Below are 12,400 nucleotides of genomic sequence, written 5' to 3'. Positions count from 1 at the left end.
CGGTGGCGGAACGTAGCACGGCTGCCGTCGACGTGGCCGACAACAGCGGCGACGAGCCGCTGGCCGCTCAGGCGGCACAGGCCACGGCCGACGGGGTGGACACCCAGAACGGACAAGCCGCAGACGGACCCATGCCCGAAACGGACGGCGAACGCAGCAGCGCGGCCCCCGCGGCCGCACCCGAACTCCACAGCGGCCACAAGCTCGCCAGACGCTACCGGCTCGAGGAGTGCGTCACCCGTCTGGACGGATTCAGCAGCTGGCGTGCGATGGACGAGAAACTGCGCCGCGCCGTGGGCGTCCACCTGCTCCCCGCCGACCACCCCCGGGCCCGCTCCGTCCTGGCCGCCGCCCGCTCCTCCGCCCTGCTCGGCGACCCCCGGTTCGTCCAGGTCCTCGACGCCGTGGAGGAGAACGACCTCGTCTACGTCGTCCACGAGTGGCTCCCCGACGCCACCGAACTCACCGCGGTGCTCGCCGCGGGCCCCCTGGAACCCCACGAGGCCTACCAGCTCGTCCACCAGATCTCCCAGGCCATGACCGCCGCGCACCGCGAAGGTCTCGCCCACCTGCGCCTGACGCCCAGCGCGATACTGCGCACCTCCACCGGCCAGTACCGCATCCGCGGCCTCGCCGTGAACGCGGCCCTGCGCGGCATCACCAGCGAGACCCCGCAGCGCGCCGACACCGAGGCCATCGGCGCACTCCTGTACGCCGCCCTGACCCAGCGCTGGCCTTACGAGAACGACGCCTACGGCCTCACCGGCCTGCCCAAGGGCGTCGGCCTGATCGCCCCCGACCAGGTCCGCGCCGGCGTCCACCGCGGCCTGGGCGAGCTCGCCATGCGCGCCCTCGCCAACGACGGGGCCACCGCCTCCAGCCAAGAACCCGCCTGCACCACCCCCGAGGAGCTGGCCAAGGCCGTCGCCGCGATGCCCCGCATCCGGCCGCCGGAGCCCGCCTTCACCGCCCCTCCGGAGTACCAGCAGACCACCTACCAGCAGGGCAGCTACGGCCGCCCCGTCCCCGCGGGCGTCACCACCGTCCAGAGCCGCCCCGTCGCCCCTCCGCCGCCCCCGCTCCAGAGCCGCACCGGCCGCGCCCTGAAGTGGGGCGTCGCCGCCCTGCTCATCGCCGCCCTCGGCCTGGGCAGCTGGCAGCTCGCGGACCGCCTCCTGGGCCGCGGCACCCAGGGCGAGAGCGGCAGCAGCAACAACCAGCCCAAGAACAACGACGCCCCGAAGGCTCCGGAGCCGGGCGAGGCTCTGCCGATCAAGCACGTCTCGGTTCTGGGCAACTCGGTGAAGCCGGAAGCTGCCGACAAGACGGTCGACGGCGACCCCGGCTCCGCCTGGGTCACGCCCCGGTACGTGAACTACGCCGCCTTCGGCAACCTGGAGCAGGACAACGACGGCAGCGGCATCATCGTCGACCTGGGCTCGGTGAAGAACGTCTCCGGCATCGATGTGAACATGTACGTCGCAGGCCAGACGGCCGAGGTCCGCGCCGCGGCCCCGGACGCCACCGGCCCCACCACCATCAGCGGCTTCACCCAGCACATCACCAAGCCGGCCCGCACCGACCAGAGGCTCCAGACCACGCTCGAAGCCCCGATCCGTACCCGCTACCTGCTGATCCACATCAGCGAACTGCCCTCCGACGGCACCGGCGGCTACCGGGGCGGCATCAGCGAGATCAAGGTGCTGGGCTCCGCTTCCTGAGTCGTAGGTCAACCACAGGCCCCCGGCAACGGCCAGGGAGATCCCGGATCATCGCGCACCCTCGCGCCCGGACCCGTAGAGGCCCTAGTCTCCACCGCGGAAGGAAGTAGGGGGCGATGCCAGAAGGATCCGCGAGCGGCCACAGCGACCAGGAGCTCCTGGCGCGGCACGTGGCCGGAGATCCCGATGCCTTCGGGGAGCTTGTGCGCCGGCACCGGGACCGGCTGTGGGCCGTGGCGCTGCGGACGCTCGGGGACCGGGAAGAGGCCGCCGACGCCGTGCAGGACGCCCTCGTCTCCGCCTACCGGGCCGCCCACACCTTCCGCGGCGAGTCCGCCGTCACCACCTGGCTCCACCGCATCACCGTCAACGCCTGCCTCGACCGCGCCCGCAAGGCCGCCTCCCGCAGGACCGCGCCCCTCGACGACACGGACCGCCTGGAGCGCCTCCTGGAGCCCCACGAGTCCGCCGAGGCACCCGCGGAGCGCCAGGACCTCCACCGCCAGCTCCTGGCCGCCCTCGGCACCCTCCCGGCCGAACAACGGGCCGCGCTCGTCCTCGTCGACATGCAGGGATACTCCGTCGCCGAAGCCGCCCACGTCCTCGACGTACCCACCGGGACCGTCAAAAGCAGGTGCGCACGCGGCCGAGCGAAACTCGTCCCGATGCTCACTCATCTGCGCACCGATGCCGGGGATAACACCACCACCGAGCGGGGAAGGAACCGGACGCCGGGGACTCCCGTCCCACCTGCGACAGAACCCCGGCAACCAGACCAAGACGCAGACCCAGTGAAGGGCGGAGGTGGACGACCGTGAGCCCCACAGCCGACACGACCGGCACGATCCGGCACCCGGACGTCTCGGAGATCTCCGACCTCACCGAAGGACTCCTCTCCCCGTCCCGCACCGCCGAGATCCGCAGCCACCTCGGCGACTGCTCCCTGTGCGCCGACGTCCGCGCCTCCCTCGACGAGATCCGCGCCCTCCTCGGCACCCTCCCCGGACCGGCCCGGATGCCCGCCGACATCGCGGGCCGCATCGACGCCGCCCTCGCCGCCGAAGCACTGCTCGACGCCACCACACCCCCTGCCGGAGGCAGGCACGGCCGCGCCGAGGACGGCCGCCCCGCACCATCGCCCCTCACCCCCGCCGCCGATGTTCCTCCCCCGGCCACCGCTGTGGGTGCTCCCCGTGAAACGTCCGCCCCCCACCGGCCCGCAGGTCACCCGACCGGCCCAACCGGCCCGGGACGGCGCCGCGCCCGCCGCAGGATCGCCGTACTCACAGGTCTCGTCTCGGCCGCGGCCTGCGCCCTCGGAATCTTCCTCTTCAGCGAGCTCTCCAGCCCGCCGCCACAAGGCACCGCCGCCCACACCCCGGCCTCCCGCTCCGACGCCGCAGCCTCCGCCGGCGCGTACACGGCACAGAACCTCCAGGACGACGTCCGGCGCATCCTCCCTCCGGAGCCGGGCGCCAAGACCGCCCCCGAGGAGCAGAACAACACCCTGGGGCTCGAGAACTCTCCCGCCGCACCCGTCGCCCCCGGCGACCGGCGGGCCCCCGGGCCCGTCCCCGCCTGCGTCCAGCACGCCACGGGCCGCCCCGACACCCCGCTCGCCTCCGAGCGAGGCAGCTACCAGGGCGCCCCCGCCTACCTCCTCGTCCTGCCCCACCCCGGCGACCCCGCGAGCGTCGACGCCTACCTCGTCGACACCGCCTGCGAGACCACCGGATCACCCACCGGAAAACTCCTCCTGACGAACACCTACCCCCGAACCTGACCCGTTCAGGTCCACGGGGGGACAGGTGGGGAATGCATGCGCCGTAGGATCCGTTGGGTGGGGTGAGAGTCCGCACCGGCCCCCGGTAGGCAGCACGCAGTCCGCAGAGACGAGGAAGAAACCCGTGAGCGACGTACGAAACGTGATCATCATCGGCTCCGGGCCGGCCGGTTACACCGCCGCCCTGTACACCGCACGCGCTTCGCTCAAGCCGCTGGTCTTCGAAGGTGCCGTCACCGCCGGTGGCGCACTGATGAACACCACCGAGGTGGAGAACTTCCCCGGCTTCCAGGACGGGATCATGGGCCCGGACCTCATGGACAACATGCGCGGCCAGGCCGAGCGGTTCGGCGCCGAGCTCGTCCCGGACGACGTCGTCGCCGTGGACCTCACCGGTGAGATCAAGACCGTCACCGACACCGCCGGCACCGTCCACCGCGCCAAGGCCGTCATCGTCACCACCGGCTCCCAGCACCGCAAGCTCGGCCTGCCCAACGAGGACGCCCTCTCCGGCCGCGGTGTCTCCTGGTGCGCCACCTGCGACGGGTTCTTCTTCAAGGACCACGACATCGCCGTCGTCGGCGGCGGCGACACCGCGATCGAGGAAGCGACCTTCCTCTCCCGGTTCGCCAAGTCCGTCACGATCGTGCACCGCCGCGACAGCCTGCGCGCCTCGAAGGCCATGCAGGACCGCGCCTTCGCCGACCCGAAGATCAAGTTCGCCTGGGACAGCGAGGTCGCCGAGATCCACGGCGAGCAGAAGCTCTCCGGCCTCACCCTGCGCAACACCAAGACCGGTGAGACCACCGAGCTGCCCGTGACCGGCCTCTTCATCGCCGTCGGCCACGACCCGCGCACCGAGCTGTTCAAGGACCAGCTGGAGCTCGACGAAGAGGGCTACCTCAAGGTCGACGCCCCCTCCACCCGGACCAACGTCACGGGCGTCTTCGGCGCCGGCGACGTCGTGGACCACACCTACCGTCAGGCCATCACCGCCGCGGGCACCGGCTGCTCCGCCGCCCTCGACGCCGAGCGCTTCCTCGCCGCCCTCGCGGACGCCGAGAAGGCCCACGCCGCGGTCTGACCCTCACACCAGCCCCACCCCAACACCCCGCAGGAATGAAGAAGGAGGCCGCAGTGGCCGGCACCCTCAAGAACGTGACCGACGCAGACTTCGACGCCGAGGTCCTCAGGAGCGACAAGCCCGTCCTGGTGGACTTCTGGGCCGCCTGGTGCGGTCCGTGCCGCCAGATCGCGCCGTCGCTCGAGGCGATCGCCGCCGAGTACGGCGACCAGATCGAGATCGTCAAGCTCAACATCGACGAGAACCCGGCCACCGCCGCCAAGTACGGCGTCATGTCCATCCCGACGCTCAACGTCTACCAGGGCGGCGAGGTCGCCAAGACCATCGTCGGCGCGAAGCCGAAGGCCGCCATCCTGCGCGACCTCTCCGACTTCGTCGAGGTCAAGACCGCCTGACGCGCTCATGTTTCACGTGAAACGGGGCCGCCCCTGAGAGGGGCGGCCCCGTTTCACATGTCCAGAGGCTCACAGCGGACGCAGCGCGGGCTCCTTCCGCGCCCTCGCCCCGCCCAGCAGACGGTCCAGAGCCAGCTCGACGTCCTCCTTCCAGGACAACGTCGTACGCAGTTCAAGCCTCAGCCGGGGATGAGAGGGATGCGGACGGACGGTCTTGAACCCCACCGACAGCAGATGATCGGCCGGCAGCAGACAAGCAGGCCCCTCCCACCTCGCGTCGCCGAACGCCTCGATCGCCTTGAAACCCCGCCGCAGCAGGTCCTTCGCAACCGTCTGGACCATCACCCGCCCCAGACCCTGCCCCTGGTACCCCGGCATGATCCACGCCGTGATCAGCTGCACCGCATCCGGGGACAGCGGGCTCGTCGGAAAAGAAGCGGCCCTCGGTACATACGCCGGCGGCGCGTACAGAACGAACCCCACCGGGACCTCGTCCACATAGACCACCCGACCGCAGGAACCCCAGTCCAGTAGGACGGCGGAGATCCAGGCCTCCTTCTCCAGCTCCGAGGTCCCCGCCTTCACGGCGGCCCCACCGGTGACGGGATCCAGCTCCCAGAACACACAGCTCCTGCAACGCCTGGGCAGGTCCCGGAGGTTGTCCAGCGTGAGCGGTACCAGCCGACGACCCATGACCACATCGTAAACACAGCCCCCTGCTTCTTCGAGTGCGGACATCTCGAAGAAGCAGGGGGCTGCAAAAGGAATCCGCCGGTACTACTCCCCGGAAAGACCCTGCTCCAGCACCCGGCCCTCGCCCGGCGCCAGCGTCCCCAGAATCCGCTCCAGATCCTCCATCGAGGCGAACTCGACGGTGATCTTGCCCTTCTTCTGGCCCAGGTCCACCTTCACCCGAGTCTCGAACCGGTCCGACAGCCGCGTCGCCAGCTCACTCAACGCCGGCGCCACCCGGGCACCCGCACGGGGCCCCTTCGGCTTCACCTTGCTCGGAGGCTCCGCCGCCATCAGCGTCGTGATCTCCTCGACCGTACGCACCGACAACCCCTCGCGCACGATCCGCTCCGCCAGCTCGTCCTGCGCCTCGGAGTCGTCCAACTTCAGCAGCGCCCGCGCATGGCCCGCCGACAGCACACCCGCAGCCACCCTGCGCTGCACCGGCGGCGTCAGCTTCAGCAGCCGAATCGTGTTCGTCACCTGCGGCCGCGAACGCCCGATCCGGTCCGCCAACTGGTCCTGCGTGCAGCTGAAGTCCTGGAGCAGCTGCTCGTACGCGGCAGCCTCCTCCAGCGGGTTCAGCTGCGCCCGGTGCAGGTTCTCCAACAGGGCGTCCAGCAGCAGCTTCTCGTCGTCCGTCGCCCGGATGATCGCCGGAATGCTCTCCAGCCCGGCCTCCCGGCACGCCCGCCAGCGCCGCTCACCCATGATCAGCTCGTAGCGGCCCGGCGTCGACTGCCGCACCACCACCGGCTGGAGCAGACCCACCTCCTGAATGGAGGTCACCAGCTCGGCCAACGCATCCTCGTCGAACACCTCACGCGGCTGGCGCGGGTTCGGCGTGATCGCGTCCATCGGAAGCTCCGCGAACGTCGCTCCCGCCACCACATCGGCCTCGGGCGCCGCCGGCTCACCCACCGGATCGACGGCGACCGATGTTTCACGTGAAACATCGGCCTGCGCCAGCGAAGCCAGCTTCGCCGCCGCGACCCCCCGCTCCGAAGTCAGCACCGGCACCGCCGACGGAGAAGTAGACCCCGAACCGATCACCGGCGGCGTCTTCTCCTGCGGAGCCGCGGGGATCAGCGCACCCAGCCCCCGCCCCAGGCCTCTACGTCGCTCACTCACTGGATCCCCTCCGCCATACTCTGCGTGCTGTTCAGGCCCGCGCCCATATGGGCTTGCTGGGCGTCGTACTGCATTCCGACCCCGCGATACGCGATCTCCCGCGCCGCCTCCAGATAGGAGAGGGAACCACTGGAACCCGGGTCATAGGTGAGCACCGTCTGCCCATAGCTCGGCGCCTCCGAGATACGCACCGACCGCGGGATGCTCGTCCGCAGCACCTCGTTGCCGAAGTGCGTGCGCACCTCCTCCGCCACCTGCGAGGCCAGCCGGGTCCTGCCGTCGTACATCGTCAGCAGGATCGTCGACACGTGCAGCGCCGGATTCAGATGGGCCCGCACCAGATCCACATTGCGCAGCAGCTGGCCCAGACCCTCCAGCGCGTAGTACTCGCACTGGATCGGGATCAGCACCTCCGCACCGGCCACCAGCGCGTTCACCGTCAGCAGCCCCAGCGAGGGCGGGCAGTCGATCAGGATGTAGTCCAGCGGCTGCTCGTACGCCTGGATCGCCCGCTGCAGCCGGCTCTCCCTCGCCACCAGCGACACCAGCTCGATCTCCGCACCCGCCAGGTCGATCGTGGCCGGAGCACAGAAGAGCCCCTCCACATCCACCACGGGCTGCACGACCTCCAGCAGGGGCCGACTGTCCACGAGCACGTCATAGATCGACGGCACGTCCGCGTGGTGGTCGATGCCCAGCGCCGTGGAGGCATTGCCCTGCGGGTCGAGGTCGACCACCAGGACCCGCGCCCCGTGCAGGGCCAGCGAGGCCGCCAGGTTCACGGTCGTCGTGGTCTTGCCCACGCCGCCCTTCTGGTTGGCGACCACGATGACCCGGGTCTGCTCCGGCCGGGGAAGCCTCTCACCGGCACGCCCCAGTGCCTCGACCGCCAGCTGGGCAGCTCGGCCGATCGGGGTCTCGTTGTCTACAAGGGGTGTCGATGTTTCACGTGAAACATCCTCACCCGGTGATTCAGAGCGGGGACCGGGGACCGGGTCGGCCATCGGCCCCGCGAGGTTGGCGTCGGACCGCACGGTGTCACTCTCCTCGACATCAGGCTCGCGATGAACAGAGCCTGCCATGTCACCCGGGTCGCGAACCAGCGGGGCCCTTACTCCTGTGGATGAATCCACCGATGTGGACAACTCCGTCCCCCTCGCTTCCTTCTTCTCGCGGGGGGACGCAGCCGCACGACCGCGGCTGATGATTCCGTGCAGCAGAGAGCGACGTTTCACGTGAAACACGATGCCCGGACGGAGTCTTCAGGCCTCTACGACACTCCGAAATCCATACCTATAGGGCCCAACACCGTAGAAATCGCTGCCGGAACCCCATAGGGCCGCGTCACATCAGCGGCGCCGCCGCGTACGGCTCACCCGGGCCGCCTTGGCCCGCTTGGCCGCAAACCTCACTCCGCCGGGGCTCTCTCCGACCTCGACCCGCACGACCGTGGACAGGGGATCCACCACGCCCTCACCCACATGCAGCACCGAGGTCTTCACCACACCGAGCTTCGCCAGCGCTGTCTTCGCGCTCACCAGCTCCTCCTCGGCGGTATCGCCCTTGAGCGCCAGCATCTCCCCGTACGGACGCAGCAGGGGCACGCCCCAGCCGGCCAGCCGGTCCAGCGGAGCCACCGCACGAGCCGTCACCACATGCACCGGCTGCACCTTGCCGAGAACCTCCTCGGCCCGCCCGCGCACCACCGTGACGTGGTCCAGGCCCAGCAGCTCGACCACCTCCTGGAGGAAGTTCGTCCGCCGCAGCAGCGGCTCAAGCAGCGTGATCTTCAGATCCCGGCGCACCAGAGCCAGCGGGATACCGGGCAGACCGGCCCCCGAACCCACATCGCAAACGGTGACGCCCTGCGGCACCACCTCCGACAGCACAGCGCAGTTCAGCAGGTGCCGCTCCCACAGCCGCGGCACCTCACGCGGCCCGATGAGGCCCCGCTTGACTCCCGCGTCCGCCAGCAGCTCCGCATACCGCACAGCTTCCGGGAAAAACTCACCGAACACCGCACGCGCCTCTTCGGGCGCCGGGGGAAGCTCAGCTGCCTCCGTCACGGGGACCGTCCTTCCGTACCGCATGGTTTCTCACATGCCAGGCTGACAAACATCGGCCCCGCCTGCGACACAGACGGGGCCGAAACACTTCGCTACCGATCAGGCCGGGAGCACAACGACGAAGCGCTGCGGCTCCTCGCCCTCGGACTCGCTGCGCAGACCCGCGGCCGCCACCGCATCGTGGACGACCTTCCGCTCGAACGGCGTCATCGGCGCCAGCTTCAACGGCTCACCGGACGCCTTCACGTCCGCCGCCGCCTTGGCGCCCAGGGCCGCCAGCTCCTCGCGCTTCTTCGCACGGAACCCGGCGATGTCCAGCATCAGCCGGCTGCGGTCCCCGGTCTCCCGGTGCACCGCGAGGCGGGTCAGCTCCTGCAGAGCCTCCAGAACCTCACCGTCACGGCCCACGAGCTTCTGCAGGTCGCGGCTGGCGGAGTCACTGACGATCGACACCGCGGCCCGGTCGGCCTCGACGTCCATGTCGATGTCCCCGTCCAGGTCGGCGATGTCCAGCAGACCCTCGAGGTAGTCGGCCGCGATCTCACCCTCCTGCTCGAGGCGGGTCAGGGTGTCGCCACCCTCAGCGGCGGCGGTGGTGGTGCCTTCCGTCACGGGAGGGACTCCTTCTTACTTCTTGGGAGAGGGCTTGTTGGGCGACTGACGCTGCGACTTCGACTGCCGCTTCGGCTGCTGCCGCTTCGCGGCGGCACTGCTCGCCGCATCCGCATCCGCAGTGGCCTCGGAACTCTTGATCACAGAGCCGTCGGCCTGAGCGGCCATCCCCTGCTTGGTCAGAGCGGTGATGAACTTGCGCTCGTTGTCGTTGCGGTCCGGACCCTTGGCCACGATCGCCGCGACAACCTTCTTCTTGGCCTTGCCCTTGACCGCACCGTGCGAGCTGATGCTCTTCAGCAGACGGGTCAGGTACTGGTCCTGCGCCTTGCTGCCCGGCGTCGGGTTCTGGTTGATCACGTACATCTGCTGACCCATGGTCCAGACGTTCGTGGTCAGCCAGTAGACGAGGACGCCGACCGGGAAGTTGATGCCCATGACGGCGAAGATCAGCGGGAAGATGTACATCAGCATCTTCTGCTGCTGCATGAACGGCGTCTTGACCGACAGGTCGACGTTCTTCGCCATCAGCTGACGCTGGGTGTAGAACTGCGACAGCGACATCAGGACGATCATGACGGCGGTCACGATGCGCACGTCGGTGATCGAGGCGTCCAGGCTCGCGACCTTCGCGGCACTGTCCGTGAACTTGGCCGCCAGCGGAGCACCGAAGATGTGCGCCTGCCGGGCGCTCGCCAGCAGCTCCTCGTTGATGACGCCGATGGTCTTGCCGTTGGCGATGCTCGACAGAACGCTGTACAGGGCGAAGAAGAACGGGGACTGCGCCAGGATGGGAAGGCACGAGGAGAGCGGGTTGGTACCCGTCTCCTTGTACAGCTTCATCATCTCTTCGGACTGACGCTGCTTGTCGTTCTTGTAGCGCTCCTGGATCGCCTTCATCTTCGGCTGGAGCGCCTGCATGCCGCGCGTCGCCTTGATCTGCTTCACGAAGAGCGGGATCAGACAGATGCGGATCAAGATCACCAGGGAGACGATGGAGAGGCCCCAGGCCGCCCCGCTGTCCGGTCCGAAGACCGCCCCGTACAGGCTGTGGAACTGGACGATGATCCACGAAACGGGTGTGGTGATGAAGCTGAACAGATTGGCAATCGTGTCCACTAATCAGGCTCCTTGAGCATTGCGAGATCTACGCAACGCACTGCGCAGCTGCTCGTGCCAACGCGGGCGTTTACGGGGTGGGACATGGTCCACACCGCCCGGGGACCACGGATTGCACCGCAGGATCCGCCAGGCGGTCAGAACCGTCCCCTTCACCGCACCATGCCGGTCGATGGCCGTGTACCCGTAGTGCGAGCACGAGGGGTAATAGCGGCACACCGGCCCGAGCAGCGGACTGATCGTCCACTGGTACAGCTTGATCAAAGCGAGCAGCGGGTACTTCATCGAGCCACGCCTCCCAGAAGCCGCGCCAGAGCGGCATCCAGGTCCCGGGCGAGTTCGTCAGGGCCGGCATCGCCCGCTCCGGGCAACGCTCGTACCACCACCAGGCTACCGGCGGGCAGCTGAGACAGCCGCTCCCGGACCAGATGGCGCAGACGCCGCTTCACCCGGTTACGTATGACGGCATTGCCGACAGCCTTGCTGACGACGAAACCCGCACGCGTCGAGGGATCAATCTCCCCCGGCTCGTGCGGGTCCGTTGCACCGCTTGTACGTAGGTGGACGACAAGGAGCGGGCGACCAGCCCGGCGTCCTCGGCGTACCGCGCTCGCGAAGTCCTCGCGCCGCCTCAGCCGATTCTCGGGAGACAGCACGACGTCACGACTTCCGCGTAATTACGCGGAAAGGGCGGCGCGGCCCTTGCTGCGACGGTTCGCCAGGATCGCGCGACCGGCACGGGTACGCATCCGAAGACGGAAGCCGTGGGTCTTGGCACGACGGCGGTTGTTCGGCTGGAAGGTGCGCTTGCTCACTCGGGGGCTCCAGAGAATGAATCGTTGTGGCGGGACATCGCCTGGCTGTCACCGTGCGCCCACGAGGAGAAACTCGCGTGTTCGCCCGAGTGGCACCGCTAAATGATCACAATCAGTGATCTTCGCCCATCGGTAGGCAGGCGGCAGCAGCCATCGACAACTCGACCTCGTTACGGTACGCGCGGCTACGCCATCCGGTCAAACCGAGCCGACCAGGCCCCACACTGTGCACAGGCTGTGGACAACGACTTGAACCGTACCCGTAGGCCTGACTACCGTTGTCTGATCCCGGATTTTTTGCCCCGACCGTCCCAAAGAACCACACATTCGTGGGACCCCTGTGAGAGAGCGTGCCCTGTGGCTGACGTACCTGCCGATCTTGCCGCAGTGTGGCCCAGGGTGCTCGAAAAGCTCCTCGGGGAAGGACAGCCGGGCATCGAGCCCAAGGACAAGCAGTGGGTCGAACGATGCCAGCCCCTGGCACTCGTCGCCGACACCGCACTGCTCGCCGTCCCCAATGAATGGGGAAAGCGCGTACTCGAGGGCCGGCTCGCCCCCCTGATCAGCGACGCGCTCAGCCGCGAGTGCGGCCGCCCCATCCGGATCGCCATCACCGTGGACGACTCGGCCGGCGAGCCCGCGCCCGCCGCCCCGCCCGCGGCACAGCCCGGCGGCTACGACCCCTACGGCGGCCAGCGCCCCGGCGGCCCCGGCAACGGCGACGACCAGCTCCCCACCGCCCGCCCCGCCTACCCGGAGTACCAGCAGCCGCGGCCCGAGCCCGGCGCCTGGCCCCGCGGCGGCCAGCAGGACGACTACGGCTGGCAGCAGCCCCGCCTCGGCGGCTTCCCCGAGCGCGACCCGTACGCCTCCCCGCAGCCGGGCTACCTCCAGCAGCCCGAGCCGCCCGCCTACGACCAGGGCTCCTACGAACCCCAGGGT

Annotated in this window: 14 protein-coding genes and 1 pseudogene; 6 read left to right on the top strand and 9 right to left on the bottom strand. The window is 69.3% G+C overall.

Features of this window, described 5'->3' with window-relative positions; all coding sequences use genetic code 11:
• Nucleotides 1-2: 2 nt before the first annotated feature.
• The 5 genes from ACIQ5Y_RS05465 to trxA all read left to right on the top strand — a co-directional run bounded on the left by ACIQ5Y_RS05465 (nucleotide 3) and on the right by trxA (nucleotide 4,983).
• The gene (locus tag ACIQ5Y_RS05465) at nucleotides 3-1,721 is read left to right on the top strand and encodes a protein kinase family protein (protein WP_403875191.1); all 1,719 of its coding nucleotides are present in this window, start codon (nucleotides 3-5) and stop codon (nucleotides 1,719-1,721) included.
• A gap of 116 nt (nucleotides 1,722-1,837) precedes the next feature.
• Nucleotides 1,838-2,539 carry an RNA polymerase sigma factor SigM gene (sigM, locus tag ACIQ5Y_RS05460; RefSeq protein WP_403875189.1) on the top strand — a complete coding sequence of 234 codons (702 nt, stop codon included), beginning with the start codon at nucleotides 1,838-1,840 and terminating at the stop codon, nucleotides 2,537-2,539.
• Nucleotides 2,536-3,504 carry a hypothetical protein gene (locus tag ACIQ5Y_RS05455; protein ID WP_403875187.1) on the top strand — a complete coding sequence of 323 codons (969 nt, stop codon included), beginning with the start codon at nucleotides 2,536-2,538 and terminating at the stop codon, nucleotides 3,502-3,504. The genes sigM and ACIQ5Y_RS05455 overlap by 4 nt, the downstream gene beginning before the upstream one ends.
• Before the next feature lie 124 nt (nucleotides 3,505-3,628).
• On the top strand, nucleotides 3,629-4,588 hold the full coding sequence (trxB, locus tag ACIQ5Y_RS05450; RefSeq protein ID WP_403875185.1) for a thioredoxin-disulfide reductase: 960 nt from the start codon (nucleotides 3,629-3,631) through the stop codon (nucleotides 4,586-4,588).
• Between the two features lie 53 nt (nucleotides 4,589-4,641).
• A complete protein-coding gene (gene trxA / locus ACIQ5Y_RS05445) occupies nucleotides 4,642-4,983 on the top strand; it encodes a thioredoxin (RefSeq protein ID WP_030025741.1) in 342 nt (113 codons plus the stop codon).
• A gap of 69 nt (nucleotides 4,984-5,052) precedes the next feature.
• On the opposite strand, the gene ACIQ5Y_RS05440 is transcribed toward trxA, so the two are convergent.
• The 9 genes from ACIQ5Y_RS05440 to rpmH all read right to left on the bottom strand — a co-directional run bounded on the left by ACIQ5Y_RS05440 (nucleotide 5,053) and on the right by rpmH (nucleotide 11,458).
• Nucleotides 5,053-5,676: a GNAT family N-acetyltransferase gene (locus tag ACIQ5Y_RS05440; protein ID WP_403875183.1), complete on the bottom strand. Its 624-nt coding sequence runs from the start codon at nucleotides 5,674-5,676 to the stop codon at nucleotides 5,053-5,055.
• Between the two features lie 84 nt (nucleotides 5,677-5,760).
• Complete coding sequence (locus tag ACIQ5Y_RS05435; protein ID WP_403875181.1) at nucleotides 5,761-6,846, bottom strand: ParB/RepB/Spo0J family partition protein; 1,086 nt, start codon at nucleotides 6,844-6,846, stop codon at nucleotides 5,761-5,763.
• Entirely contained in the window at nucleotides 6,843-7,928 is a 1,086-nt protein-coding gene (locus tag ACIQ5Y_RS05430; protein ID WP_403875179.1) for an AAA family ATPase, read from the bottom strand. The genes ACIQ5Y_RS05435 and ACIQ5Y_RS05430 overlap by 4 nt, the downstream gene beginning before the upstream one ends.
• A 267-nt stretch (nucleotides 7,929-8,195) precedes the next feature.
• The gene (gene rsmG, locus ACIQ5Y_RS05425; protein ID WP_403875177.1) at nucleotides 8,196-8,912 is read right to left on the bottom strand and encodes a 16S rRNA (guanine(527)-N(7))-methyltransferase RsmG; all 717 of its coding nucleotides are present in this window, start codon (nucleotides 8,910-8,912) and stop codon (nucleotides 8,196-8,198) included.
• 99 nt (nucleotides 8,913-9,011) lie between these two features.
• Nucleotides 9,012-9,524 (bottom strand): R3H domain-containing nucleic acid-binding protein, encoded by a 513-nt coding sequence (locus tag ACIQ5Y_RS05420; protein WP_365164382.1) that lies wholly within the window; start codon nucleotides 9,522-9,524, stop codon nucleotides 9,012-9,014.
• 15 nt (nucleotides 9,525-9,539) lie between these two features.
• Nucleotides 9,540-10,643, bottom strand: coding sequence for a membrane protein insertase YidC (gene yidC / locus ACIQ5Y_RS05415; RefSeq protein ID WP_403875175.1), 1,104 nt, complete (start codon nucleotides 10,641-10,643; stop codon nucleotides 9,540-9,542).
• Between the two features lie 3 nt (nucleotides 10,644-10,646).
• Complete coding sequence (yidD, locus tag ACIQ5Y_RS05410) at nucleotides 10,647-10,928, bottom strand: membrane protein insertion efficiency factor YidD (RefSeq protein WP_075970728.1); 282 nt, start codon at nucleotides 10,926-10,928, stop codon at nucleotides 10,647-10,649.
• Nucleotides 10,925-11,299: a ribonuclease P protein component gene (gene rnpA, locus ACIQ5Y_RS05405; protein WP_361750210.1), complete on the bottom strand. Its 375-nt coding sequence runs from the start codon at nucleotides 11,297-11,299 to the stop codon at nucleotides 10,925-10,927. The genes yidD and rnpA overlap by 4 nt, the downstream gene beginning before the upstream one ends.
• A 21-nt stretch (nucleotides 11,300-11,320) precedes the next feature.
• Nucleotides 11,321-11,458: a 50S ribosomal protein L34 gene (rpmH, locus tag ACIQ5Y_RS05400; RefSeq protein ID WP_018547628.1), complete on the bottom strand. Its 138-nt coding sequence runs from the start codon at nucleotides 11,456-11,458 to the stop codon at nucleotides 11,321-11,323.
• Between the two features lie 357 nt (nucleotides 11,459-11,815).
• Here rpmH and dnaA point away from each other — a divergent pair.
• Nucleotides 11,816-12,340 (top strand): annotated as a pseudogene (gene dnaA / locus ACIQ5Y_RS05395) (chromosomal replication initiator protein DnaA); the annotation flags it as partial.
• Between the last annotated feature and the right edge of the window lie 60 nt (nucleotides 12,341-12,400).

The organism is Streptomyces sp. NPDC096339 (assembly GCF_044762985.1).
Classification (GTDB): Bacteria; Actinomycetota; Actinomycetes; order Streptomycetales; family Streptomycetaceae; genus Streptomyces.
Note: the sequence above shows the minus strand (reverse complement) of the source record. Positions and strands in the feature narration are given on the sequence as shown.